At 71.0% G+C, this 22,148-nt stretch carries 23 protein-coding genes; 14 read left to right on the top strand and 9 right to left on the bottom strand.

The genetic code is table 11. The features are described from left to right. Position 1: 1 nt before the first annotated feature. From ACYVL2_RS15120 to ACYVL2_RS15105, 4 genes are all read right to left on the bottom strand, one after another. Complete coding sequence (locus ACYVL2_RS15120) at positions 2–1,294, bottom strand: exo-beta-N-acetylmuramidase NamZ family protein (protein ID WP_460544772.1); 1,293 nt, start codon at positions 1,292–1,294, stop codon at positions 2–4. After that, positions 1,294–3,219: a glycoside hydrolase family 3 protein gene (locus ACYVL2_RS15115; RefSeq protein ID WP_460544770.1), complete on the bottom strand. Its 1,926-nt coding sequence runs from the start codon at positions 3,217–3,219 to the stop codon at positions 1,294–1,296. The genes ACYVL2_RS15120 and ACYVL2_RS15115 overlap by 1 nt, the downstream gene beginning before the upstream one ends. Positions 3,220–3,468: 249 nt before the next feature. Further along, the gene (locus ACYVL2_RS15110; protein WP_460544768.1) at positions 3,469–4,593 is read right to left on the bottom strand and encodes a polysaccharide deacetylase family protein; all 1,125 of its coding nucleotides are present in this window, start codon (positions 4,591–4,593) and stop codon (positions 3,469–3,471) included. Positions 4,594–4,815: 222 nt separating this feature from the next. Next, the gene (locus ACYVL2_RS15105; protein WP_460544766.1) at positions 4,816–6,186 is read right to left on the bottom strand and encodes a glucose-6-phosphate dehydrogenase; all 1,371 of its coding nucleotides are present in this window, start codon (positions 6,184–6,186) and stop codon (positions 4,816–4,818) included. Positions 6,187–6,420: 234 nt separating this feature from the next. On the opposite strand from ACYVL2_RS15105, the gene ACYVL2_RS15100 reads away from it, so the two are divergent. The 5 genes from ACYVL2_RS15100 to ACYVL2_RS15080 all read left to right on the top strand — a co-directional run bounded on the left by ACYVL2_RS15100 (position 6,421) and on the right by ACYVL2_RS15080 (position 9,759). Next, complete coding sequence (locus ACYVL2_RS15100; RefSeq protein ID WP_460544764.1) at positions 6,421–6,846, top strand: hypothetical protein; 426 nt, start codon at positions 6,421–6,423, stop codon at positions 6,844–6,846. Beyond that, positions 6,843–8,072: an NRAMP family divalent metal transporter gene (locus ACYVL2_RS15095; protein ID WP_460544762.1), complete on the top strand. Its 1,230-nt coding sequence runs from the start codon at positions 6,843–6,845 to the stop codon at positions 8,070–8,072. The genes ACYVL2_RS15100 and ACYVL2_RS15095 overlap by 4 nt, the downstream gene beginning before the upstream one ends. Further along, entirely contained in the window at positions 8,069–8,467 is a 399-nt protein-coding gene (locus ACYVL2_RS15090) for a PRC-barrel domain-containing protein (RefSeq protein ID WP_460544760.1), read from the top strand. Before ACYVL2_RS15095 ends, ACYVL2_RS15090 begins: the two co-directional genes overlap by 4 nt. Next, complete coding sequence (locus tag ACYVL2_RS15085; protein WP_460544758.1) at positions 8,454–8,774, top strand: hypothetical protein; 321 nt, start codon at positions 8,454–8,456, stop codon at positions 8,772–8,774. The genes ACYVL2_RS15090 and ACYVL2_RS15085 overlap by 14 nt, the downstream gene beginning before the upstream one ends. 133 nt (positions 8,775–8,907) lie before the next feature. Continuing rightward, positions 8,908–9,759 carry a hypothetical protein gene (locus ACYVL2_RS15080; RefSeq protein WP_460544756.1) on the top strand — a complete coding sequence of 284 codons (852 nt, stop codon included), beginning with the start codon at positions 8,908–8,910 and terminating at the stop codon, positions 9,757–9,759. Here ACYVL2_RS15080 and ACYVL2_RS15075 read toward each other — a convergent pair. After that, the gene (locus ACYVL2_RS15075) at positions 9,756–10,394 is read right to left on the bottom strand and encodes a cellulose binding domain-containing protein (RefSeq protein WP_460544754.1); all 639 of its coding nucleotides are present in this window, start codon (positions 10,392–10,394) and stop codon (positions 9,756–9,758) included. The two genes, ACYVL2_RS15080 and ACYVL2_RS15075, sit on opposite strands and share 4 nt — an antisense overlap. A 168-nt stretch (positions 10,395–10,562) precedes the next feature. Continuing rightward, the gene (locus ACYVL2_RS15070) at positions 10,563–11,015 is read right to left on the bottom strand and encodes a VOC family protein (protein ID WP_460544752.1); all 453 of its coding nucleotides are present in this window, start codon (positions 11,013–11,015) and stop codon (positions 10,563–10,565) included. Between the two features lie 129 nt (positions 11,016–11,144). Between ACYVL2_RS15070 and ACYVL2_RS15065 the strand changes: the two genes are divergently transcribed. Next, positions 11,145–12,101 (top strand): epimerase, encoded by a 957-nt coding sequence (locus ACYVL2_RS15065; protein ID WP_460544749.1) that lies wholly within the window; start codon positions 11,145–11,147, stop codon positions 12,099–12,101. Between the two features lie 20 nt (positions 12,102–12,121). On the opposite strand, the gene ACYVL2_RS15060 is transcribed toward ACYVL2_RS15065, so the two are convergent. After that, positions 12,122–12,841 carry a siderophore-interacting protein gene (locus ACYVL2_RS15060; protein ID WP_460544747.1) on the bottom strand — a complete coding sequence of 240 codons (720 nt, stop codon included), beginning with the start codon at positions 12,839–12,841 and terminating at the stop codon, positions 12,122–12,124. Between the two features lie 97 nt (positions 12,842–12,938). Between ACYVL2_RS15060 and ACYVL2_RS15055 the strand changes: the two genes are divergently transcribed. Both ACYVL2_RS15055 and ACYVL2_RS15050 read left to right on the top strand, forming a co-directional pair. Then, positions 12,939–15,536 (top strand): GNAT family N-acetyltransferase, encoded by a 2,598-nt coding sequence (locus tag ACYVL2_RS15055; protein ID WP_460544745.1) that lies wholly within the window; start codon positions 12,939–12,941, stop codon positions 15,534–15,536. A gap of 100 nt (positions 15,537–15,636) precedes the next feature. Beyond that, positions 15,637–16,587 carry an NADP-dependent oxidoreductase gene (locus ACYVL2_RS15050; protein WP_460544743.1) on the top strand — a complete coding sequence of 317 codons (951 nt, stop codon included), beginning with the start codon at positions 15,637–15,639 and terminating at the stop codon, positions 16,585–16,587. On the opposite strand, the gene ACYVL2_RS15045 is transcribed toward ACYVL2_RS15050, so the two are convergent. Further along, a complete protein-coding gene (locus ACYVL2_RS15045) occupies positions 16,588–17,505 on the bottom strand; it encodes an SDR family NAD(P)-dependent oxidoreductase (protein ID WP_460544741.1) in 918 nt (305 codons plus the stop codon). 111 nt (positions 17,506–17,616) lie between these two features. On the opposite strand from ACYVL2_RS15045, the gene ACYVL2_RS15040 reads away from it, so the two are divergent. From ACYVL2_RS15040 to ACYVL2_RS15015, 6 genes are all read left to right on the top strand, one after another. Then, the gene (locus ACYVL2_RS15040; protein ID WP_460544739.1) at positions 17,617–18,186 is read left to right on the top strand and encodes a TetR/AcrR family transcriptional regulator; all 570 of its coding nucleotides are present in this window, start codon (positions 17,617–17,619) and stop codon (positions 18,184–18,186) included. Between the two features lie 115 nt (positions 18,187–18,301). Then, positions 18,302–18,766 (top strand): SRPBCC family protein, encoded by a 465-nt coding sequence (locus ACYVL2_RS15035; RefSeq protein WP_460544736.1) that lies wholly within the window; start codon positions 18,302–18,304, stop codon positions 18,764–18,766. After that, a complete protein-coding gene (locus tag ACYVL2_RS15030) occupies positions 18,763–19,152 on the top strand; it encodes an ArsR/SmtB family transcription factor (protein WP_460544734.1) in 390 nt (129 codons plus the stop codon). The genes ACYVL2_RS15035 and ACYVL2_RS15030 overlap by 4 nt, the downstream gene beginning before the upstream one ends. 27 nt (positions 19,153–19,179) lie before the next feature. Further along, positions 19,180–19,623, top strand: a complete 444-nt coding sequence (locus tag ACYVL2_RS15025) for an SRPBCC family protein (protein ID WP_460544732.1) — start codon at positions 19,180–19,182, stop codon at positions 19,621–19,623. A gap of 194 nt (positions 19,624–19,817) precedes the next feature. Next, positions 19,818–20,669: a metalloregulator ArsR/SmtB family transcription factor gene (locus tag ACYVL2_RS15020; protein ID WP_460544730.1), complete on the top strand. Its 852-nt coding sequence runs from the start codon at positions 19,818–19,820 to the stop codon at positions 20,667–20,669. Next, positions 20,666–21,265, top strand: a complete 600-nt coding sequence (locus ACYVL2_RS15015) for a dihydrofolate reductase family protein (protein WP_460544728.1) — start codon at positions 20,666–20,668, stop codon at positions 21,263–21,265. Before ACYVL2_RS15020 ends, ACYVL2_RS15015 begins: the two co-directional genes overlap by 4 nt. Here the strand turns inward: ACYVL2_RS15015 and ACYVL2_RS15010 are convergent. Beyond that, positions 21,247–22,116 carry a helix-turn-helix transcriptional regulator gene (locus tag ACYVL2_RS15010; protein ID WP_460544726.1) on the bottom strand — a complete coding sequence of 290 codons (870 nt, stop codon included), beginning with the start codon at positions 22,114–22,116 and terminating at the stop codon, positions 21,247–21,249. The two genes, ACYVL2_RS15015 and ACYVL2_RS15010, sit on opposite strands and share 19 nt — an antisense overlap. Positions 22,117–22,148: the final 32 nt, after the last annotated feature.

Here is a 22,148-nt window from a genome sequence, read left to right as displayed (position 1 = left end):
CTCAGCGCGGGGGCCGGCGGTAGATGAGGTGCGACTCGCGTAGCTCGGCGAACGCCGCGAGGTCGTCGGTCCAGACCGAAGTTACCTCGCCGATCTCGGCGCCGCCCTCGATCGCCAGCCGGACCGCCTGGTTCCCGGTGAGCTTGTCGAGCCAGTACGAGGTCGGCCCGTCCTGGCCGCGCCAGCCGTACTGCCCGAAGTGCCGGCGCTGCTCGATGATCATCGCCAGCGCGCTCCTGATGGGGTCGAACGACTCGCGGTCGGTCACCTGGAGTTCGACGCCGCCGCAGACCGAGCCGCGCCACTTGGAGAACGTCGGGTTGAAGTAGGCCTCCCTGAACCGGGCCCCGGGGAGGTCGGCGGCGTTGAGCGCCTGCTGCCAGCCGTGGTCGATCTCGGGCGCGCCGAGCAGCTGGAACGGCAGCGTCGTGCCGCGGCCCTCCGACAGGGCCGTGGCCTCGAACAGGCACGTCCCGGGGTAGACCGCGGCGGTGTGCACCGTGGGCATGTTCGGCGAGGGCGCCACCCACGGCAGCCGCGTGTCCTCGAAGTAGGAGCCGGCGTCCCAGCGTTCCATCGCGACCACGGTCAGGTCGACCGGCGAGCCGCCGGCCTCGGTGACGAACTCGGCGTTGAACAGCCGCGCCAGTTCACCGATGGTCATGCCGTGCCGCTGGGCGATCGGCTTGAGCCCGACGAACGTCGCGTGCTCGGGGTGCAGGACCGGCCCGGAGACCTCCTTGCCGGAGATCGGGTTGGGCCGGTCGAGGACGACGAACCGCAGCCCCAGCGAGGCGGCGGCCTCCATGGCCAGGTACATCGTCCAGATGTAGGTGTAGAACCGGGACCCGACGTCCTGGATGTCGAACACGAGGGTTTCCACGCCCGCTTCGGCGAGGAGCTCGGTCATCCGGTCCTTGTTGTTGTAGGCGTTGTACACCGGAATGCCGGTCTTGGGGTCGAGGAAGTAGTCTTCGCCTTCGCCGGCCTGCGAGGTGCCGCGGAAGCCGTGCTCGGGGCCGAAGACGGCCACGATGTCGACCTTGCCGCTCTCGTGCATCAGGTCGACCTCGTGGGTGAGGTCGGGCAGGACGCCGGTCGGGTTGGAGATGACGCCGACGGCCTGGCCGGCGAGCTCGGCGAATCCGGTCTCGGCGAGGACTTCGATGCCGGGCTTGACGCGCTTGCGGGGGTGCGCGTACGCGGTCTGCCGGGTGGCGGCGGGGATCGCGGCCCCTCCGAGGACGGCGGCGGTGCCGCCGAACAGCCGCCTGCGGTTGATCTTGGCGCTCATCAGTAACTCACTCCATGTCCGAAGGCGTACAGCACCGTGTCGGGGTCGTCGGCGGCCGGTATGTCGACCGGGAGGCGGCCCTGCGGGGCGGTCTCGCCGACGATCACTTTGACGGCGGATTCGAGCCCGGCGGCGGCGTAGGAGTACGTCGCCAGGTAGGCGTCGGCGTCGTCGGGGTAGTAGGCGATGTCGTAGGGGTTGCGCACGGCGACGGCGACGACCGGCGTGCCGGTCTCGTGCAGCGCGGCGACCAGGTCGGCCTGGGCCGGGTCGGTGGCGACGCCGTTGGTGGTGACCACGACGAGGTCCTTGCCTTCGGCTTCGGCCGCGGCGGCGTCGATCTCGGCCTGGGAGGGGTTGCTCCCGGTGGCGAGTCGGGAGGCGTCCCAGCCGCGTTCGTCGAGTTCGGCGGCGATGGCGCCGGTGGTGGCGTTGCCCCAGCCGGTGACGAGTGCTTCGCCGGTGGCGGCGGCCGGGAGGGCGCCGTCGTTGGTGACCAGGGTGGTGCTCTGGTCGCTGATGTCCTGCGCGGTCTCGAGGTGCGAGGGGACGCCCACGACGTCGTCGATGGCGCTTGCGTCGGCGTACGGGTCGTCGAAGAGTCCGAGCTCGTATTTGAGGTCGAGGATGCGCGTGACCGACTCGTCGAGCCGTTTCTTGGAGACCTCGCCGGTCTCGACCGCGTCGAGCACGGCGTTGTAGGCCAGGTCGATGTCCGGGGGCATGAGGAGCATGTCGGCTCCGGCCTGGAGGGCCATGACCGGGACGCGGTCGTCGCCGTATTCGTCGCGGACGCCCTGCATGGTGAGCGCGTCGGTGACGACGACGCCGTCGTAGCCGAGTTCGTCGCGCAGCAGGCCGGTGAGGATCGGCTCGGAGAGCGTGGCGGGCTTGAGCGAGTCGTCGAGCGCGGGGAACTGGATGTGGGCGGTCATGATGGTGCCCACGCCCTCGTCGATCGCCGCCTGGAACGGCGGCGCGTCGAGCCGCTGCCACTCCTCATAGGAGTGGGTGATGAGCGGGACGCCGATGTGGCTGTCGGTGTCGGTGTCGCCGTGGCCGGGGAAGTGCTTGACGGTGGCGGCCAGATCGCCGCCGGACTGGTAGCCGGCGACCTGGGAGGCGACCATGTCGGCCGCGTGCCGCGGGTCGGAGGAGAAGGACCGGACGCCGATGACGGGGTTGGCCGGGTTGACGTTGACGTCGGCGACCGGCGCGAAGTTCTGGTTGATGCCGAGGGCGCGCAGTTCGTCGCCGGCGATGTCGGCGGCGGTGTAGGCGGCGTCGGCGTCGTGGGTGGCGCCCAGGGCCATCGCTCCGGGGAACTGCGTGGCGGGAGGGCCGACGCGGGTGACGATGCCGTGCTCTTGGTCGGTGGAGATGAGCAGCGGCGTGTCGCCGGCTTCGAGCGCGGTCTCCTGGAGGCCGTTGGAGAGTCCGGCGATCTGGTGGGGGTCGTTGACGTTGTTCGACCAGGCGAAGTAGATGACGCCGCCGAGGTGGTAGGTCTCCAGCAGCTCGTCGGCGTTGTCGACGCCGTGCGCCGACCGGTTGCGGGAGACGTCGGCCGGGTCGGTGGTGCCGGAGGTGTCGCCGTAGGCGTAGGTGACGAAGAGCTGGCCGACCTTCTCTTCGAGGCTCATGGAGCGCAGGTGGTGTTTGACGAACAGCCGCTGCCGGATCTCGTCCCAGTGGTCGGATCCGGGGGGACCGGGTTGGGCCCCGGCCGAGGCTCCGGTCGAGGCGACCAGTGCGGCGCTCAGAGCGGCGACGACGGCGATGGCCCAGGGCCGCTTGGAGACGCGCTCGGGGAGTGCCGTCTTGGGGGTCGTGGGCTTGTCGGCTTCTCGCTTGAAGAGCAGGGTCTTGGGCTTCGGCTTTTCGGCTTCGCGCTTGAAGAGCAGTGTCCTGAGGTTCAGCTTCATGGTGCAGACTCCCGCCTGGACAGGGGGTTGAACGCCGCGGCCGACGGGTGGCGGCCGCGGCGGTTGTGCGGGGACGTCCGACTGGAGGAGAGTTGACCCCTACGGGCGGGTACGACCCCTGTTGATCATCCTGGCAGAAACCTTCAACATTAATCAATACTTTGAAATGAAATTTCAGACAAGGGCGGCGGCCCGCCTCCCCGTACCGGGAGGCGGGCCGCCGTGATCAGGTGTCGTCGCGGTCAGCCGCTAAACGCGGTTCCACCGCTGGTTCTCACCGCCCCAGCAGCTGTAGACCTGCACGGGGGCGCCGTTCGAGGAGCTGTAGACGTCCAGGCAGGCGTTGCCGGAGCGGATCGTGCCGTCCGAGCCGACCGTCCACCGTTGACCCCCCGAGCCGTCGCACGAGCGGATCTCGACCAGCGTCGCGTTGCCGCCGGAACGGGCGTCCAGGCACTTGCCGAGCACTCGCAGCTCCCCGCTCGAGGTCTGTGTGAACTGCTGGTTCTGCCCTTCGTAGCAGGCGTACAGCTGAACGCGGGCGCCGTCGGCGGTGTTGCCGCCGGGAACGTCGATGCACTTGCCGGCCGAGACGCTCTGCAGCAGAACGGTGTCGCCACCGCCTCCACCGCCGCCGCCACCGTCGTCTCCGCCGTCGTCATCACCACCGCCGTCGCCGTCGGGGGCCACGGCCCGGCCGGTGCTCGGCGAGATCATACCCGCGCACAGGCCGCGCGAACGCAGGTCCGAGGCGATCTGCGGGATGGCGTTGATCGTCGCCTGGTAGTCGTCGTGCATGAGCATGACCCCGCCGTCCTGCAGCCCGCGCGCGGCCTGCACGATCTGCGAGGTCGAGGCCCCGTTCCAGTCCTGGGAGTCGACGTCCCAGAGGACCTCGGTGAGCCCGTACTGCGACTCCACTGCCCGCAGCGTCGAGTTCGTCTCGCCGTAAGGGGGCCGGAACAGGTTCGGGGTGACGCCGGTGGCCTGCTGGATCGCCTGCTGGGTGCGGGAGATCTCCGATTCCATCTGCTGCCGGCTCAGCTGCGTCATGTGCGGGTGGGACCAGGAGTGGTTGGCCACCCACATGCCCGCGTCGACCTGGGCCCGGGCCAGACCGGGGTTGCTGGAGACGGCCTGACCGGTGTTGAACATCGTGGCGCGCAGCCCCGCGGACTGCAGGGCGTTGAGCAGGCTGCCGGTCGTCCCGGGGTTCGGCCCGTCGTCGAAGGTCAACGCGACGTAACCGTTGCAGTTCTGCGCGTAGGACGGAGCGGGGGACGAGATCGCGAAAGCCACGGCGGCTCCCAGGGTTGCGAAGGCGGCTGCCAGGACTGTGATGATGGGACGTCTGCGTCGGCGATCGCCGTGCATGGGGTGTCCTCCTCGGAGTGTTCGCCGGCGGTGCCAGGCCGAGGGTGCCGAACGGCACCGGCCGGTGGGTACGGCGCATCAGTCTGCGTCGGCGAGCGCCCGGGGTGAGGGCCCGCGTCGCCATGAGGGGGTGACGGTGGATCGATGTTCCGAATGCGTACAGGAACGCACCGAATTATCCCCGAGAAGCGCCTCTGGCGCAAGGGGTCCGGTCAGCGGCGGTCAGGCGTCGTCGGGCCCGCTCGACCCGGCCGGGTAGGACTCCAGCGGCACGTCGCCGTCCTTCCACGCCCGCAGCACCGGCTCGAAGATCCGCCAGCACTCCTCGGCCTCGTCGCCGCGGATCGACAGCGTCTGATCGCCCTCGAGGATGCTCTGGATCAGCCGCGAATAGGCCGGCAGCTCCTGCTGCGGGAACTCGGCGTTGAGCCGGGCGCGCTCGAGCCCGAACGGGTCGCCCGCGCCGTTGAGGTTGACGTCCAGGGAGATCTCGTCCGGGCCGAGGATCATCCGCAGCTCGTTGGGCGGCGCGGCCTCGGGGAACGGCTGGTGCGGCGCCGGGCGGAACCGCAGGACCAGCTCCTTGCGGGCCTTTCCGAGGGCCTTGCCCGTCCGCAGCCGGAACGGCACACCGGCCCAGCGCCAGTTGTCGACCCACAGCGTCGCCTCGGCGAAGGTCTCGGTGCCGCGTTCGGGGTCGACGCCCTCCTCCTGCGAATAGTCCGGCACCCGGCGGCCCTCGATGTCGCCGGCGGTGTAGCGGGCGCGGCGCGACGGGCCCGGATCGGCGGGCCGGACCGCCCGCAGAGCATCCACTTTGGCGTTCCGCAGGTCGCGCTGGCCGATGCCGACCGGCGGGTTGATCGCGATGAGCGCCAGGAGCTGCAGCAGGTGGTTCTGCAGCATGTCCTTGAGCGCGCCCGCACTGTCGTAATAGGATGCGCGGCCTTCGAGGGTGATCGTCTCGTCCCAGACGATGTCGACCGCTTCGACGTGCGCGTTGTTCCACAGCGGCTCGATCACGCGGTTGGCGAATCGCAGGCCGAGGATGTTGAGCACGGTCTGCTTGGCCAGGAAGTGGTCGATGCGGAAGACGTCCGATTCGTCGAAGGCCTCGTGGATCGCGGCGTTGAGCCGCCGGGCGTCCTCCAGGTCCTCGCCGAAGGGCTTCTCGACGACGAGCTTGCTGCCTTCGGGCGGCCGCCGCTCCCGCAGCGCCTGGACCACCTCGAGGAAGATCGAATTCGGCAGGGCCAGGTAGACGACCGCCGGTCCGTCCAGGCGGTCGAACAGCGCGCCGAGCCGTTCGGGATCGGTGACGTCGGCGGTGTGGTGGCCCAGCCGCTCGCCGAAGGCGCGGACGGTCTCGTCGGGCGTCTTCGGGGCGTGCTCGTCGAGGCGCTCGCGCACCATCGAGCGGTAGTCGTCGTCGCTCATCTCGCCGCGCGTGACGCCGATGATCTCGGTGTCCCCGAGCAGGCCCGACTCGTGCAGCCGCACCAACGCCGGATACAGGAACCGCCCGGCCAAGTCGCCCGAAGCGCCGAGCACGATCAACGTCCCGATCGCGGATCCACCGCTCTGCTCACCCATGCCGGTGCAGTACCCGCCCCGCCGGGCGGGAAACTCGGTGGCCTCCGCGGTCCCGTTCGGGCACGATCGAGGCCCCCGCCTCGCCGAACAGGTCGTCGACCTCACCGTCTGGCTTCGGCCGCGTTTCGCCGCAAACGACGCTCCGAGGCCGGTTCGATCGTTATGGTCGGAAAGACTCGATGCGGGCACCCTCCCGGCACGGGCGGTACGGCGAGCGGAACAGGAGCTGAGGCCATGCGGACGACCGGCTTCCGACCGCTCGCGATCGCCGTCCTGGCCGCCTGGCTGGCCGGATGCTCCGCGATCGCCGCCTCGAGCGGGTCCACGGTGGACCGCATCGTCGCCGAGGCGCACACCCAGGTCCAGACCGCCGGACTCGTCGCCGCCGCCGGACTCGAGGACCCGGCGCCCACCGTCCCCCTGGCGACCATCGCCGACGACACCGAAGCGGCCTTCAACGCCCTCCGCGACAAGACCCTCGAACTGCCCGACGACGAGCCGGCCCGCGACGACCTGCTCGACCTCACCGACGCCTCGCTGGCCCTCGTCGCCGACATCCGCTCGGCCCTGCGAGCCGACGACCGCCAGGCGCTGCGCGAGCTGCGCACCAGAGCCACCTCCCTCGCCGAGGACTGGAGCCTGCGGAGCGACCTGCTGTGAAGCGTCTCGCCGGCCTCACCATAGGCGTCCTCAGCGCCATCGGCGGATTCGTCGACGTCGGCGACATCGTCGCCAACGCCTCCGCCGGCGCCCGCTACGGACTCGGCCTCGCCTGGGTCGTCGTCCTCGGCGTCATCGGCATCTGCGCCTTCGCCGAGATGTCCGGCCGTCTCGTCGCCGTCTCCGGACGCCCGGTCTACGACGTCATCCGCGAACGGCTCGGCCCGCGCATGGCCCTGGCCAACCTCGTCGCCTCCTTCGCGACCACCCTCCTGACCCTCGCCGCCCAGATAGGCGGCGTCGCGCTCGTCATCCACCTCGCCGCCGGCATCCCGCACGTCATCGTCGTCGCCCCGGTGGCCATCGGCCTGTGGCTGCTGATCTGGTTCGTCAAGTTCGAGCGGCTCGAACAGGCGATCGGTCTCGCGGGCCTGGCCGTCGCCGTCTTCGTCGTCGCCATCTGGCGGCTCGACCCCGACTGGTCGGCACTGGCCGGACAGGCCACGAGCCTCACCGCGCCGGCCGGCGAACCGGTGCCGACCTACCTGTACTACGCGGTCACGCTCTTCGCCGCCGCCATGACCCCGTACTCGGTCTTCTTCTTCTCCTCCGGAGGCGTCGAGGAGCGGTGGACGCCGGGGGACCTCGCCAAGGAGCGCCTCACCACCCTCATCGGATTCCCGATCGGCGGCATCCTCTCACTCGGCATCGCCGCGTGCGCGGCGATCGTCATGCAGCCGCTCGGCATCGGCGTCGGCAGCCTCGGCCAGGTCGTGCTCCCGGTCATCCTCGCCTTCGGGCTCGCCGGAGCGATCGTGGCCCTGTTCGGATTCTTCGCCGTCATGACCGGAGCCGCCCTCGAGACCGGCATGTCATGCGGATACATGGTCGCCCAGTACTTCGGCTGGTCGTGGGGCAAACGCCTCCCGCCCAAGCGCGCCGCCCGCTTCCACGCGGCCGTGGCCTGCTCGATACTGCTGGCCCTGCTCATCGTCCAGACCGGCGTCGATCCGGTCATGGTCACCGAGCTCTCGCTGATCGGGGCCGCGGCGGCGCTGCCGCTGACCTACCTGCCGGTCCTCATCGTCGCCAACGACCGCCAGTACCTCGGCGATCGCGTCAACGGCCGGCTGAGCAACGCCGTCGGCCTCATAATGCTGGTGGTGGTAGTGGTCGCCGCCGTCGCGGCGATACCACTCCTGATAACGACGGGGATGGGGGCATGAGCGAAGACCGATGGCGCGGACGCGAGCGGATCGACCTCGGCACGCAGCTGCTCGACCGGCAGGTCGTCGACCCCGACGGCATCGCGGTCGGCAAGGTCGACGACCTCGAACTCCGCTACCGCGACGACGGCGTCCTCGAGGTCACCGCGATGCTGGTGGGGACCGACGCGCTGGCCGACCGGGTCCCACAGCCGGCCAAGGGGCTCCTGCGACGCCTCCTGCGCTTGGCCGGCGGCCCCGACGAGGCCCGCCGCATCCCCCTCGACCAGGTCATGCAGTTGACCTCGGCCGTCGAAGTGACCGGCCCTGCCGCCGAGGCCGCGCTGAGCCCGGCCGAGCGCCGCCTCCGCGATTTCGTCGCGAAGATCCCGGGGGCCGGTCATGCTGGCGGCTGAGGTGCTGAACGCGCCGGTGCTGGACGCCGACGGGAACCGGGTCGGCAACGTCCTGGACCTGCGCACCCGCCCGGACGGCGGGAGACTGGTCGTCGAGGGCCTGGTCCTCAGCCGGAGGAGCATCCGCCTGTTCGGCTACGAGCGGGGCGACGAGGGCGGCCCGGCGGTGTTCACGCGCCTGGCCGCGTTCCTGCACCGGGACACGCGCGTGGCCGACCTCGACGAGGTCGAACTCGACCCGCCTCACGCCGTTCGCCTCAGAGTGGCGTGGGACGACCTCCACGACCTGGAATCGCCGCAGCGTTAGCCTGGCTGTTCGATACGTTATATATCGACCAGGAGGTATGGACTCTGCTTTGTCCGGTTTCGGACTCACCTCGGTGAGTGCCCGTCGGCGGCGGCGAAATTGGCTACCTTGGAGGAGCTGGAGGGAAATCCTCATGGGACAGTTTGATCATGGTGCCGCCCAACGCGACACTGAGCGACTGCGTGCGGACTATCTCGCCGCGTACCACGGCGGGGAGCTCGAGGCCGCCCTGCGGATCGGCGCCGACGAGCTCCTCCCGCTCGCCGAGGCCCTCGCCGAGACGGACCCGGCGGTCCACGCGGAACTGGCCACGATCCTGCGGAACCTCTCGCTGATCAGCCACCGGCTGGGCCTGCCGATCGGTGCGTTCCACTTCATCCAGCGGGCCTTCGACTCGGCCATGCGGGTCCACGACCACGGGAAGCCGGCCGACCGCAGCCTGGAGAGCGCCGCCACCGAGACCGCCGAACTGGCCGCCGAGATCGCAGGCGGCCACGTCGGGCGCGGCGCGGGCCTGTCCGACCGCGAACGCGAGGCCATCGAGCCCGCCGCCGCGCTGGTGCCGTCCTCGATCGAGCTGATGGGCAGGCTGGGGTCGTTCGAATGGGCCTGCCGGTTGCGCGTCGCCGCCACGCAGCTGCGTGGACTGGAGACCTATCCGGTCCTCGAACTGGTCGACCACGAGGCGCGCTCGATCGTGTGGATCGCCCGGCTGGCGTACGCGGGAGGCCACCGCGAATTCGCGGTCGCGGAACTGCGGGAGGCGATCGACCTGTGGCCGGAGCAGCTCGGGCACGGCGGACGGTACTGGTCGACGCGGCTGCGGCGGACCTTGACCGTCGCCGCTGAAGTGCTCGAGTCGCTGGGGAGGCACGAGAGCGCCCGCGCGTTGAGGAGCGCGGTCGAGCTCGCCTCCGAGAACCCGAGGGCCGTCCCGGATCTCCGCGCGCACTACCGCGAGGCCTCGGCCGCCATGCCGCGCTAGGCGACGGGGGAGCAGGGGACGGTCTCGGGGAGCTCCGGTTCACCGTCGGCCCCGGCGCGGAAACCCGCTTCGGCCGTCTCACCGGGGTCGAGGTCGCCGTTGAGCCAGCCGTTGCCGTACCGGTCGTCCTCGAGGTGCTCCATGCCCCAAGTCCGGTTCACCTCGACGCCTTCGATGTCGATCACCACTTCCCAGCCGTCGAAGGACTCCTCGCCGGTGTTGGCGACTTCGACGGCCACTGAGATCTTGTTGCCCCAGCTGTCCTGCCGGTGCAGCGTGGCCACGCACTGCGGCCCGGTAGGCTCCGGGTCGCTCGGCGGCTCGTCGGCCGACTCGGTCGGGGCCTCGCTGCTCTCCTCTGCGGCCGGCTCGGACGACGGTTCGGCGCTCGGACTGGCGGTGTCCGAGGCGCTCTCCTCGGCGACGCCGTGCGAGGGACCGGCGTCGGGCAGGCGGCTGACCGGCGGCTCCTGGCTGCCGGGACTCCATTCGGCGCCGTCGCCGCCGTCCATGGCGATCGCGAACTGCCAGGCGGCGATCGAGGCGGCCACGACGGCCACGGCGAACAGCGACGTGACCAGACGTCCGTGCACGCGACCGCGCAGCAGCTTCGGCCGGCTCTTCCACACGCGCATCGAGCCTCTTCCAACGTGGGCGCAAAAGGGGCGGTCGGACGCGCGCCGTTCGGGCGCCGGCCGCGAGGCGACGCGTCCACGGTGAAGCGTACAAGGGGCCGGTCCGCGACCGACCGGTCGCCGGGGTCACCCTTGCCATCGACACCCGCTGTCTGAACGGCATCGGGCCTAGGAGTGCACGCAGAACTCGTTGCCCTCCGGGTCGGCCATCACGATCCATCTGGACGGACCCTGCTCATGGGAGCCGTGCCGCGTCGCGCCGAGGCCCTCGAGCCGCTCGGCCTCGGACTCAATGCGATCGGCGCCGTAATGCAGGTCCAGGTGCAGGCGGTTCTTCACCGTCTTCGGCTCCGGGACCTTCTGGAACAGCACCCGGATGCCTCCGTAGACGCCGTTCTCCGGGTTGACCGGTTCGTCCGGGTCGCCGATGGCCTGGCCCTCCCTCCATGCCTTGCGGCCGTCGACCTCGGTCACGAGGTCCTCGGTGATGAGCCCTTGCGCCAGCAGCGACTCGATGAGCGCGGAATTGTCCTCGACGGCGTAACCCATCGCGGCGGCCCAGAAGGCGGCCAGCCGGTGCGGGTCCTGGCAGTCGACGCAGATCTTGTAATGCACGGCCATGCGACGAGCCTATGGGACCGCTGTGACAGTCGGGGCCGTCGAGCGGTGAAAGGTCCGTCCTGATCGGCCCGGGAACCGGTGCCCCGTCCCCCGATGGAGTTAGCATGGGCCTGGAACGGAGGGATCCTGATGCGGATCGTGCTCCCGGGAGGCACCGGGCAGGTCGGGACGATGCTCTACCGCGCCTTGACCGCCGCCGGGCACGAGGTCGTCGTCCTCACCCGCCGCTCGCAGGCCCGGCACGAGGTCCAGTGGGACGCCGAGTCGATGGGGCCCTGGGCCGAGGAGATCGACGGCAGCGACGTCGTCGTCAACCTGGCCGGCCGGAGCGTCAACTGCCGCTACGACCAGGAGAACCTGCGCCAGATGCTGGCCTCGCGGGTGCGGTCGGCCCGGCTGGTCGGCGAGGCGATCGCGGCCGCCGAGCGCCCGCCGAAGCTGTGGCTGCAGATGAGCACCGCGACCGTCTACGCCCACCGCTTCGACGAGCCGAACGACGAGGCGACCGGCCTCATCGGCGGCGACGAGCCCGACGTGCCGGACTACTGGTCCTTCAGCGTCCACATCGCCAAGGCATGGGAGAAGGCCCAAGCGACCGCCCGGACCCCGCGCACGCGGAAGGTCGCCATGCGCACGGCGATGGTGATGAGCCCTGACCGTGGCGGCGTCTTCGACGTGCTGCTGAGGATGGTCCGGCTCGGACTGGGCGGCCCGGTGGCCGGCGGTCGCCAGTACCTGTCATGGATCCACGACCACGACTTCGCGCGCGCCGTCGAGTTCCTCATCGACCACGACGACATCGAGGGCCCGGTGAACCTCGCCTCGCCCGGCCCGCTGCCGCAAGCCGAGTTCATGCGCGAGCTGCGCGAGGCCTGGGGCAGGCGTTTCGCCCTGCCGGCGACGAAGTGGATGGCCGAGTTGGGCGCGTTCGTGATGCGCTCGGACACCGAACTGCTCTTGAAGAGCCGCAGGGTGGTACCGGGCCGCCTGCGGGAGGCGGGCTTCGAGTTCGCCTATCCGCGGTGGCCGGAGGCGGCCGCGAACCTGGTCTCGCGAGTGCGCGACCGCGACGAAGCGGACCGGTGAGCCGCCGCGGTCGCGAGCGCTCAGCGCCAGTACGCCATCGCGTGGACCCGCTGCTTGGGAATGCCCAGTTCCTTGCGCGCGAACGCGGACAGGGCCCTGGTGGCCGTCATGTGGCAGGTGATCCACACGTACGCCCGCTCGGGGTCGTCGACGAGTCCCGGCAGCGCCTTCCGCACCGCTTCGACCAGGCGCGCGCCGTCGTCCTCCCGGGGCACCAGATGCAGCTCGTGCCGCTCGGGGTCGATCCTGAACGGCAGCTCGGCGTCCGAATCGTGCGCCGTCTCGAACCACACCGTCGCCTCGGCCTCCGGCAGGGCCGCCAGCAGTGAATTGATCGCCGGGAGCGAGGCCGCGTCGCCGACTGCGAGGATCCGTTCGGGCAGCGGATCCGGTTCGATCCAACGCGATCCGTGGAGCGTGCCCTCGATCGTGTCGCCGGGCTTGGCCACGCGCGCCCAGTCGCTCGCGCCGCCGTCGTGGATCGCGAACTCCATATCGAAGGCGCCGGCCTCGACGTCGGGGTCCACCAGCGTGTAGGCGCGCTGGTAGGCCTTGCCGTCCTGATAGAACCACAGCCGAGTCCACATCGTCGGGTGCACGCCGGAGAGCCCGAGCATGCCGCCGTCGGTGAAGCTCAGTCGCCGGTAGTGGTCGGTGACCTCCTCGTTGGCGGTCACCGTGAATACGAAGTCCTTGGCGCGCAGCAGTTTCAGTACTGCGCCCTCCCAGCCGTGGCCCATGGGCACCTCTCCTCCCGGCCGCCTTCGCAGTCGACGGCTCGTATGACAGAATCTCGAGTTAGGTTAGACTACCCTAACTATCAGGAAGTGAGGCGGGATGGAGTTCGCAGCGCACCGCGACGCGTGGGGCATCCCGCATCTGCGGGCGCGCACGCCCCGCGCCCTCGCCTTCGCGCAGGGGCACAACGCGGTCCGGGACCGCTCCTGGCAGCTCGAAGTGGCCCGGCACCGCGCCCGCGGCACCGCCGCCTCACTGCTCGGGCCCGAGTCGCTGGCCTGGGACCGCTTCGCCCGCCGGGCCCGCATCGGCGAGACCGCCCGCGCCTGCTTCGAAGCCCTCGACACCGACACGGCCGCCTGGGTCGCCGCCTACGTCGACGGCGTCAACGCGGGGCTCGGCGAAGCAGAACCATGGGCTCCATGGACCCCGCTGGCGATCTGGTACGCCGAGCACATCATGTTCGGCGCCGGATTCCCCGCCAAACTCTGGCGCGACCGCGTGGCCACCGCCCTCGGCGAGAACGCGGTCGACCTGTTCGCCCTCGACGGGCCCCACCGCAGCGGCAGCAACGCCTGGCTCCTGGCCGGCGAACGCACCGGCTCCGGCGCGCCGATCCTCGCTGGAGACCCGCACCGCATCCTCGAAGCGCCGGGCATCTACCAGCAGATCCGCCTCGCCTGCGAGGATTTCGACGTGCTCGGCCTGGCCGTCCCCGGCGTCCCCGGCATAGCCCATTTCGGACACGCCGGCGCGGTGGCCTGGGGCGTGACCAACGCCATGGCCGATTACCAGGACCTCTATCGCGAACGCCTGCGCCGCAACGGCACAGGCGTCGAGGCTCTCGGCCCCGACGGCTGGGAGAGCGCCGACGTCCGCACCGAGACGATCGAAGTAGCCGGAGCCCGGGCCGTACACGTCGAATGCGTCGCCACCGCGCGCGGCCCGGTCATCGCCGGCGGCACCGACGAACCGTTCGCCCTCAGCCTGCGCTGCCCGGTGCGCGTCGACGCCGACCTCGGCTTCGCCGCGATGCGGGCGCTGCTCCACGCCCGCACCGTCGCCGACGTCGACGCGGCCCTGGACGACTGGGCCGCCCCGGTCAACGTCGTGCTCGCCGCCGACACCGCCGGAGACCGACTCCACCGCGTCGCCGGTCGAGTCCCGATCCGCCACCGCGACAACCGCTGCAAGCCGGTCCCGGCATGGGAACCCGCATACGCCTGGCGCGGCCGGCACGCGCCGCCACGAGCCGAAACCGGCCCGATCACCGTAGCCGCCAACGAGCGCGGCCTCGCCGCCGGACTCGGCGTCGAGTTCGCGCCCGCGCACCGGGCCGACCGCATCCGCGAACTGCTCGAGCTGTCCGACGCCTGGAGCCCCGAGGCGATGAGCGTGGTCCACACCGACACGCTGCTGCCCTCGGCCGGACCGCTGCTGGAGGCACTGTCCTCGCTCGACCTCGGCGAAGCGGCCGCGCGGCTGCGCAAACGCCTGCTGGCATGGGACCGCCGCATGGAGGCCTACAGCGTCGAGGCCGCCGAGTACGCCGCGCTGCGCACCGCCGTGGCCCGCCGCCTCGCCGAGCACCCGGCGCTCGCGCCGCTGGCCGAACCGTCGCCCTACCCCGAGGTCTTCACCCCCTGGCTCGCACTGGTCCCTCGCATCGGCTACGCGCTCGAGCACCTGCTCACCCGCGGCCGCGAGCTCCTCTCCGCACGCGACCTGGCCGAGGCCGTCCGCTCGGCCGCCGAGGCGGTCGCCGCCGAGCCGGTCGGCACCCCCTGGGGCCAGGTGCATCTGCCCTCGCTCTGGCGGCCGCGAAAGCCCGGAGCACCCGAGCCCGCGCCGCTGCCGGGCGTGGCGGGCGACCACGACTGCGTCCTGTCGACCTCCAGCGTCCCCGGCGTCACCGACCGCTGCGTCCGCGGCCCGGCCGCGCGCTGGGTATGGGACCTGTCCGATCGCGAACGCAGCCGCTGGATCGTGCCGCTCGGCGCCGCCGGCGACGACGGCCACCGGCACGCCGACGACCAGCTGCCGCTGTGGCGGTCGGGCGAGCTCGTCCCGGTCGCCACCGATTGGAACCGACTCAGGGAGGAACACCCGATGACCGAGCACGCGACCGACTCGACCCGCCGCGCCCCCGTCCACGAGCGGACCGTCGAGGGCTTCGGCCACGTCGGCATCGTCCCGCTCGACCCGAAGTCCGACCTCGACCTCGTCCACGGCTGGGTCACCGAGGAGCGCGCCCGCTTCTGGGGGATGACCGGCTACAGCCGCGAGAAGGTCCTGGAGATATACGAGTTCCTCGACTCGCTGACCACCCACCACGCCTACCTCGTCCACCGGGACGCCGTCCCGGTGGCGCTGTTCCAGACCTACGAGCCCGACGCCGACCCGATGGGCGAGTGCTACGACGTCCGCCCCGGCGACTTCGGCGTCCACCTCCTCGTCGCCCGGCCCGACCGGGGAGCGGCGCGGGCCGGCTTCACCGCCGCACTCGTGTCGGTCCTGCTCGAGTTCGCCTTCAAGGACCCCTCGCACCGGCGGATCGTCGTCGAGCCCGACGCGCGCAACGAGCAGGCCCGCGCCCGGCTGCGCCGCACCGGCTTCACCATCGGGCCCGAGGTCGAACTGCCGGACAAACGCGCCCGTCTGGCGTTCCTCGACCGCGAGGACTTCCTGCGCGGCTAAGGTCGAGGCAACCGGCACACCGGCTCGCGGCGGAGAACCCGGCACGGGTGGCCGGGAGACCATCGCACCGCGTCTGACGCCAGAGCCGAAGGAGCACGATGTGCGCGCCGTGATCGCCACCGACTTCAACACCGAGCCCGAGCTCGCCGAACTGCCGGTCCCCGAACCGGGGCCCGGGGAGGTCCTCGTCCGCCTCGCCTCGGCCGGGGTGAACCCCTTCGACTGGAAGGTCGTCGACGGCATCATGCGCGGTGCGGTCGAGCACTCCTTCCCGCTCGTGCTCGGCTCCGACGGCGCCGGGATCGTCGAGCTCACCGGCCGCGACGTGACCGGCTACTCGCCGGGCGACCGCGTCTTCGGCCAGTTCATGGACGTCGAGCGCGGCCGCGGCTCGTTCGCCGAGTACGCGCTCGCCCCGGCCGACGGCAAGCTCGCGCTCCTGCCCGAGGAGCTGCCCTACGACCTGGCCGCCGCGCTCCCGACCGCCTGCTGCGCCGCGCACGACTTCGTGGAGGGCACCGGCACGGGCCAAGGCGACAAGCTCCTCGTCAACGGCGCCTCAGGCGGCGTAGGCCAGGCGGCGGTGCAGCTGGCCGCCGCCAAAGGAGTCCACGTCATCGCCACCACCGCGCCGGACACGGTCGGGTACCTGCGCGAGCTCGGCGCGGCCGAGACGGTCGACTTCGCCGCCGCCCCGACCGTCGAGCAGGTCAAGTCGGCGCATCCCGAAGGCGTCGACGCCGTCCTCGACCTCGTCTCGGGGCCCTCGGAGATCGGCGAGGTCGCCGGGCTCCTCAAGGGAGGCGGCACGATCGTCAGCTCCAACACCGCCGTCGATCCGGAGGCGATGCAGGCGCGGGGCCTGCACGGCCGCAACATCTTCGGTCAGGCCACGCCCGAGGCGCTGGCGTCGGTGGCCGAGTCGGTGCGCACCGGCCGCCTCAAGGTCCGCATCGACCACCGGGCCGCGCTGAGCGAGGCGTGGGAGGCGCTGACCCGGCTGCGCGAGGGCAAGGCGCGCGGCAAGACCGTGCTGGCCATCCAGGCGTGATCAGCGGACCTCGAAGCGGACGCCGGTGAGCTCTTCGGAGACCTCCCACAGCCGCCGGGCCGTCTCGGGGTCGCCGGCCTCGGCCTTGGGCCGCACGATGGTCGGGTGCCCCTTGTTCTCGCCTTTGCCGTCGGGGCCGATGTACTGGCCGCTCTCGGCGCCCGGGTCGGTGGCGGCGTAGAGCTGCGGGAGCGCGCCGTCGGCGGCCGACTGGGCGCGCAGCCTCACCACGAGCCAGCCGACCGGCCTGAGCATGGCCGGGAGGCTGTGGGTCAGGTTCGTCGACGCCAGGCCGGGGTGGGCCATGACGCTGCGGACCGGGACCTGCGCGGCCCTCAGCCGCCGGTCGAGCTCGAGTCCGAACAGGATGTTGGCGAATTTCGACTGCGCGTAGTAGCGCCATGGAGTGTAGTCGCGCTCTCCGGTGAGGTCCTCGAAGTGGATGCGCCCGCTGTGGTGGGCCATCGAGGCGACGGTGACCACGCGCGGGTCCCGGTCGAGGCGGATGCGGTCGAACAGGAGCCCGGTGAGGGCGAAGTGGCCGAGGTGGTTGGAGGCGAACTGGAGTTCGTGGCCCTGCGCGCTGAGCGATCGGGGCGGGGCCATGACGCCGGCGTTGTTGACCAGCACGTCGAACTCGACGCCGTCCTTCCGGATGCCGTCGGCGAAGGCCCTGACCGACTCGAGGTCGGACAGGTCGAGGCGGCGGATCTCGAGCTCGGCCCCGGGGCGGGACCGCGTGATGTCGTCTGCGGCGGCCCGGCCCTTGGCCTCGTTGCGGACGGCCATGATCACGCGGGCGCCGCGTCCGGCCAGTTCACGCGCGGTCTCCAGGCCGAGGCCGCTGTTGGCGCCGGTGATGAGCGCGGTGCGCCCGGTCTGGTCGGGGATGTCTTCGGCGGTCCATTTCCCGCTCATGATGTGCCTCCAATAAGATGAATCTATATTCACTATAATAGTGAATTACCATTCACGTTACAAGGCGGGGGAGCGGCGGCATATGATGCAGCTGCGATGGGAGGAGACCAGATGCGTCAGACCCGGCCCCTGCGCGCCGACGCGGCCCGCAACCGCGCCAAGATCCTCGAGGCGGCCAACGACCAGATCGTCGCCCGCGGACCTGAGGTGCCGATGGAGGCCATCGCCGCCGCCGCCGGCGTGGCCGTGGGTACCCTCTACCGGCATTTCCCAACCAAGGACGACCTGGTCCGCGCCGTGCTCGAATCCCACCTCGCCCAGATGCGCGTCGAGGCCGACGCGGCCGCCGCCCGCATCGAAGCGGGCGCGAACGCCATCGGCGAGCTCGGCGCCTTCGCCCGCCGCGTCATGGACACCGCCGCAGGCAACAAGGCCGTCAAGGCCGCCGCCCGCGCGCTCGGCACCGAATACGACGCGGGCGCGCACAAGGAGATCGGTCAAGTCGCCTTGAAGCGCCTCATCGCCGCCGGCAGGGCCGCCGGCGAGTTCCGCGACGACCTCACCGTCGACGACTTCTTCCTGTTCTTCACCACCGTGCCGATCGATCAGCCCGCGCCGCAGCGCGAACGCTGGCTCACCCTCATGCTCGACGGCTTCCGCCCGGCCGCGGGCAGTCGCTGAGCGACGGCTTCGGGGCGCCGAGGCGTCGCTCCGAAAAATAGGCAACTTATGGTTGCGCATTGCTGTCGCGGCTGCTAACGTCACATGCAACCAAACGTTGCGAAAGGTGGCGGTCATGGAATTCGGATCGATCGAGCGGGAGATCCACGTCAACGCCTCACCGGAGGTGGTCTTCGACGTCGTGAGCAGTCCCGAGCACGTGCGAGAGTGGTGGCCGGACGAGGCCGACTTCTCGCTCGTGCCGGGCGAGGACGGGCGCATCGGCTTCCGCAAAGGTGACGGAGGAGAGATCTCCTGGGAGCAGTTCACCGTCGTCGACGCCGCTCCGCCGCACCGGTTCTCCTTCCGGTGGACCCACGCCGAGGACGAGGCCGCGGCCCCTGGCAACTCGCTGCTCGTGGTCTTCGAACTCGAACCGGCCGGGACCGGGACACGCCTGCGGATGACCGAGTCCGGCTTCCGCGAGCGCGGCTGGGACGAGGCGAAGGTCGAGGCGATGCACGCCGACCACGGCAAGGGCTGGGACCACTTCCTCAACCGCCTGCCCGCCTACGCCGAGAAGGTCGGTTCGGCCCGATGAGCACGGCGGTGGACGACGATCTCTGGTCGGCGGTCGGAGACCCGACCCGACGCCGGATGCTCGATCTCCTGCTGGCCGAGGGCACCGGTACCGCGACCGGCCTCAGCGAGCGCCTGCCGGTCACCCGCCAGGCGGTCGCCAAGCATCTCGCCGTCCTCGACCGGGCCGGACTGGTGCACGCCGCCGTAGCCGGACGCGAGCGGCGCTACCGCGTCGACACCGCCCAGCTCGCCCGCGCCGCAGCGCAGTTCGCCGAAGTCGGCGCCGCCTGGGATGCCCGCCTCCGGCGCATCAAGTGCATCGCGGAGCGGATAGAGCGAAGCGCGGGCGAAGGCCGCGAGGCCGAACGACGGTCCGAGACGGGCGAAAACGAACCGGACCGATGAGGCACAGCAGTAGAGAGGAGCATGGAAATGGCAGACATTCTGCACCGCATCGGCGTCGAGGGCGCCACCCCCGACGAGGTGTACGAAGCTCTCACCACCTTGGAGGGCCTGTCCGGCTGGTGGACCGAGCGCACGACCGGCGATCCCGGACTCGACGGCGTGGTCGAGTTCCGGTTCGAACGCGGGGGCTTCGACATGAAGGTCGTCGAATCCGAGCCCGGCCGACGCGTCCTCTGGGAGGTGGTGGAGGGCCCGCCCGAGTGGGTCGGCACCGAGATCCACTGGGACCTCCGTCAGGACGGCGCCTGGACGATCGTTCTGTTCAAGCACGCGGGCTGGCGCGAGCAGGTCGAGTTCATGCGCCACTGCAGCACCAAGTGGGCCGCGTTCTTGTTCAGCCTCAACGACTTCGTCCGGAACGGCAAGGGCGCGCCGGCCCCGCGGGACTTCCGCGTCGATGATTGGGACTGAGACCTGAGCCCACTCCGCGGGCCGCCTTCCAGCGGCCCGCGCATCTCGCCGCTACACGACCGATGCTGCGCGCCCGAAGACCGGCCGGGACGTTCGGGCCGCGAGTCTGCTCATGCCCGCGTTCGGCCGGTCGCTCGCACCGACACCAAAATATTCCTTGACAAGAATATTCTTCTTATGGAATACTTCTGGTCATGGAAGACCTCTTCGCCGCGCTGGCCGACCCGGTCCGCTGGCGGCTGGTGACCCTGCTGGCCGAGCGGCCCCGCCCGGTCGGCGTCCTCGCCCAGCTGGCCGGGACACGTCAGCCGCAGACCACCAAGCACCTGCAGGCACTGGAGCGCGTCGGCCTCGCCACCTCGCAGCGAACCGGCCAGCGCCGCATCTACGCGCTCCGACCCGCCGCACTGCGGGACCTGGCGACCGCGATCGTCCGACTCGCCGACGCCGCCGATGAGAGCGGCGGCCTTCACGCGACCTTCGACCGCTACGGCATCGCCCTCGAAGCCGAGCGGCTCGCCGCCGACGCGCCCGGATGGGCCGACGGCCGCTCGTTCGAGTTCCGCCGGTCGCTGGAGGGCGCTCCCGAACTGGTCTGGCGCCATCTGAGCGAGCCTCGGCTCCTGGCCCGATGGTGGACGCCCGACGACCTCCGCGTCTCCGAACTGGTCTTCGAGGCGCGATCGGGCGCCCGGATCGTCCAGGAGTATCGCGACGCTGAGGACACCGACGGGACCGACCTCGTCGCCGGGCGCGCCGAGGGCATCGTCGACGAGGCCCGGCCGGCCGAGCGCTTGGCCTACCGCCTCTCGCCGCTGCTCCCCGACGGCTCGGTCGCCTTCACCGCCCACGTCGACTACGACCTCCGCGCCTCCGGCGCCGGCACGGACCTCGACGTCCGCTACCGCATCACCGACAGCACCACCGAATCCGCGGACTTCGTGGCGGGCATCGAGATCGGCTTCGGCCAGAGCCTCGACAAGCTCGCCGCCGCCGTCGCCGCGGCGACGCAAGACACCATCACCGACACAGGGAACGGACAATGAACCACTCGACCGGTCGCAGAGTGACCGCGAACCTGAACCTCACCCTCGACGGGCGCTACAACGGTCCCGGCGGACCCGCCGACCTCGGCGCGATCGTCCCGTACGCGGTCAGCGAGGTGTCACGAGAGCACATGAGGCGCATGCACGAAGGCGCGACGACGGCCCTGCTCGGCCGGCGGAACGCCGAAGGCTTCATGGGCTACTGGCCGCGTGTCGCCGACGACGAGAACGCCGATCCGCGCGATCGCGGATACGCGAAGTGGCTGGTGGACACGGAGAAAGTGGTCCTCTCGAGCACCTTGACCGAAGCGCCCTGGGAACGCACCCGCATCGCGAACGCGCCCTCCGCGGACGTCGTCGCCGAGCTCAAGGCCTCCGGCGAGGGCGACATCCTCGTCAACTGCAGCGTGAGCGTCATCAAGGCCCTCCTCACGGCGGACCTGCTCGACCGGCTGCACCTCATGATCGTCCCCGAGATCGCCGGAGGTGGTGGGCGACTGTTCGAGGACGGCCTGCCGGCCACCAAGTGGACGGTCGCTCACCACGAGGCGGGCGACCTCGGAGAGATCGCTCTGGTCTACGACCGCGTCCGCTGAGCCGCCCCGGTCTGCTCGGGCGCCGTCCAGCTGTCGAGCAGCCGCAGCGCCTCGGCGCTCGGCGAGCCCGGCTCGACGTTGTAGACGCACATCACCTGATCGGGATCCCCCGGCGCCTCGAACGACTCGTAGTAGAACTCCAGATCCCCCACGACCGGGTGCCGGTAGCGCTTGATGCCGTGGGTGCGTCGCAGCACTCGGCGGTCGTTCCACCAGTCGTCGAACTCCCCGCTGCGCTCAGACAGCTCCTCGATCAGATCGGCCAGGCGAGCGTCGTCGGGGTGCCGCCCGGCGTCGAACCGCAGCACCGCCACGGTGTCGCCGGCCATCCGCTCCCACTCGGGCGTCCGCTCGCGCGCCTCCGGATCCAAGAAGAGGTACCGCGCCATGTTCCGCTCGGCGACCGGTTTGGACTCCAGGTCGCCGATCACCGCCCGCGCCAGGCGGTTCATCGCCAGCACGTCGGTCCGGCGGCCGCAGATGAACGCCGGAATCCGGTCGAGGCTCTGCAGCGTCAGCATCATCCCGGGGCGGACCCGCTGCGCCGCACCGGAAGAGCGGCGCACAGACGGATTCACCCCGCACAGGTCGAGCAGATGCGCCCGCTCAGAGGCGTCGAGCTGCAGCGCCGACGCCAGCGCCTCGAGCACCTCGGGAGACGGGTTGCCGCCGCGCCCCTGCTCGAGCCGCGTGTAGTACTCGGTGCTCATGTTCGCCAGGCGGGCGACCTCGTCGCGGCGCAGCCCCGGCACGCGCCGGATCCGCCCGTCGTCGGCCAGCCCGGCCCGCTCGGGGCTGAGCCTGCCGCGACGCGAGCGCAGGAATCCGGCGATCTCCGAACCTCGGTCCATGCGCCCATTGTGACCTGCCCGGCCCGCGCCCG

Source organism: Glycomyces halotolerans, from assembly GCF_054779575.1.
Note: the sequence above shows the minus strand (reverse complement) of the source record. Positions and strands in the feature narration are given on the sequence as shown.

Bases quoted from the DNA above. Each gene is read 5' to 3' on its own strand.
- ACYVL2_RS15090 (WP_460544760.1), top strand. From the start codon at position 8,069: ATGAGCGAAGACCGATGGCGCGGACGCGAGCGGATCGACCTCGGCACG.
- ACYVL2_RS15060 (WP_460544747.1), bottom strand. From the start codon at position 12,841: ATGGGCCACGGCTGGGAGGGCGCAGTACTGAAACTGCTGCGCGCCAAG.
- ACYVL2_RS15040 (WP_460544739.1), top strand. From the start codon at position 17,617: ATGCGTCAGACCCGGCCCCTGCGCGCCGACGCGGCCCGCAACCGCGCC.
- ACYVL2_RS15055 (WP_460544745.1), top strand. From the start codon at position 12,939: ATGGAGTTCGCAGCGCACCGCGACGCGTGGGGCATCCCGCATCTGCGG.
- ACYVL2_RS15100 (WP_460544764.1), top strand. From the start codon at position 6,421: ATGCGGACGACCGGCTTCCGACCGCTCGCGATCGCCGTCCTGGCCGCC.
- ACYVL2_RS15075 (WP_460544754.1), bottom strand. From the start codon at position 10,394: ATGCGCGTGTGGAAGAGCCGGCCGAAGCTGCTGCGCGGTCGCGTGCAC.
- ACYVL2_RS15070 (WP_460544752.1), bottom strand. From the start codon at position 11,015: ATGGCCGTGCATTACAAGATCTGCGTCGACTGCCAGGACCCGCACCGG.
- ACYVL2_RS15045 (WP_460544741.1), bottom strand. From the start codon at position 17,505: ATGAGCGGGAAATGGACCGCCGAAGACATCCCCGACCAGACCGGGCGC.
- ACYVL2_RS15035 (WP_460544736.1), top strand. From the start codon at position 18,302: ATGGAATTCGGATCGATCGAGCGGGAGATCCACGTCAACGCCTCACCG.
- ACYVL2_RS15025 (WP_460544732.1), top strand. From the start codon at position 19,180: ATGGCAGACATTCTGCACCGCATCGGCGTCGAGGGCGCCACCCCCGAC.
- ACYVL2_RS15115 (WP_460544770.1), bottom strand. From the start codon at position 3,219: ATGAAGCTGAACCTCAGGACACTGCTCTTCAAGCGCGAAGCCGAAAAG.
- ACYVL2_RS15110 (WP_460544768.1), bottom strand. From the start codon at position 4,593: ATGCACGGCGATCGCCGACGCAGACGTCCCATCATCACAGTCCTGGCA.
- ACYVL2_RS15020 (WP_460544730.1), top strand. From the start codon at position 19,818: ATGGAAGACCTCTTCGCCGCGCTGGCCGACCCGGTCCGCTGGCGGCTG.
- ACYVL2_RS15030 (WP_460544734.1), top strand. From the start codon at position 18,763: ATGAGCACGGCGGTGGACGACGATCTCTGGTCGGCGGTCGGAGACCCG.
- ACYVL2_RS15105 (WP_460544766.1), bottom strand. From the start codon at position 6,186: ATGGGTGAGCAGAGCGGTGGATCCGCGATCGGGACGTTGATCGTGCTC.
- ACYVL2_RS15015 (WP_460544728.1), top strand. From the start codon at position 20,666: ATGAACCACTCGACCGGTCGCAGAGTGACCGCGAACCTGAACCTCACC.
- ACYVL2_RS15120 (WP_460544772.1), bottom strand. From the start codon at position 1,294: ATGAGCGCCAAGATCAACCGCAGGCGGCTGTTCGGCGGCACCGCCGCC.
- ACYVL2_RS15065 (WP_460544749.1), top strand. From the start codon at position 11,145: ATGCGGATCGTGCTCCCGGGAGGCACCGGGCAGGTCGGGACGATGCTC.
- ACYVL2_RS15080 (WP_460544756.1), top strand. From the start codon at position 8,908: ATGGGACAGTTTGATCATGGTGCCGCCCAACGCGACACTGAGCGACTG.
- ACYVL2_RS15085 (WP_460544758.1), top strand. From the start codon at position 8,454: ATGCTGGCGGCTGAGGTGCTGAACGCGCCGGTGCTGGACGCCGACGGG.
- ACYVL2_RS15010 (WP_460544726.1), bottom strand. From the start codon at position 22,116: ATGGACCGAGGTTCGGAGATCGCCGGATTCCTGCGCTCGCGTCGCGGC.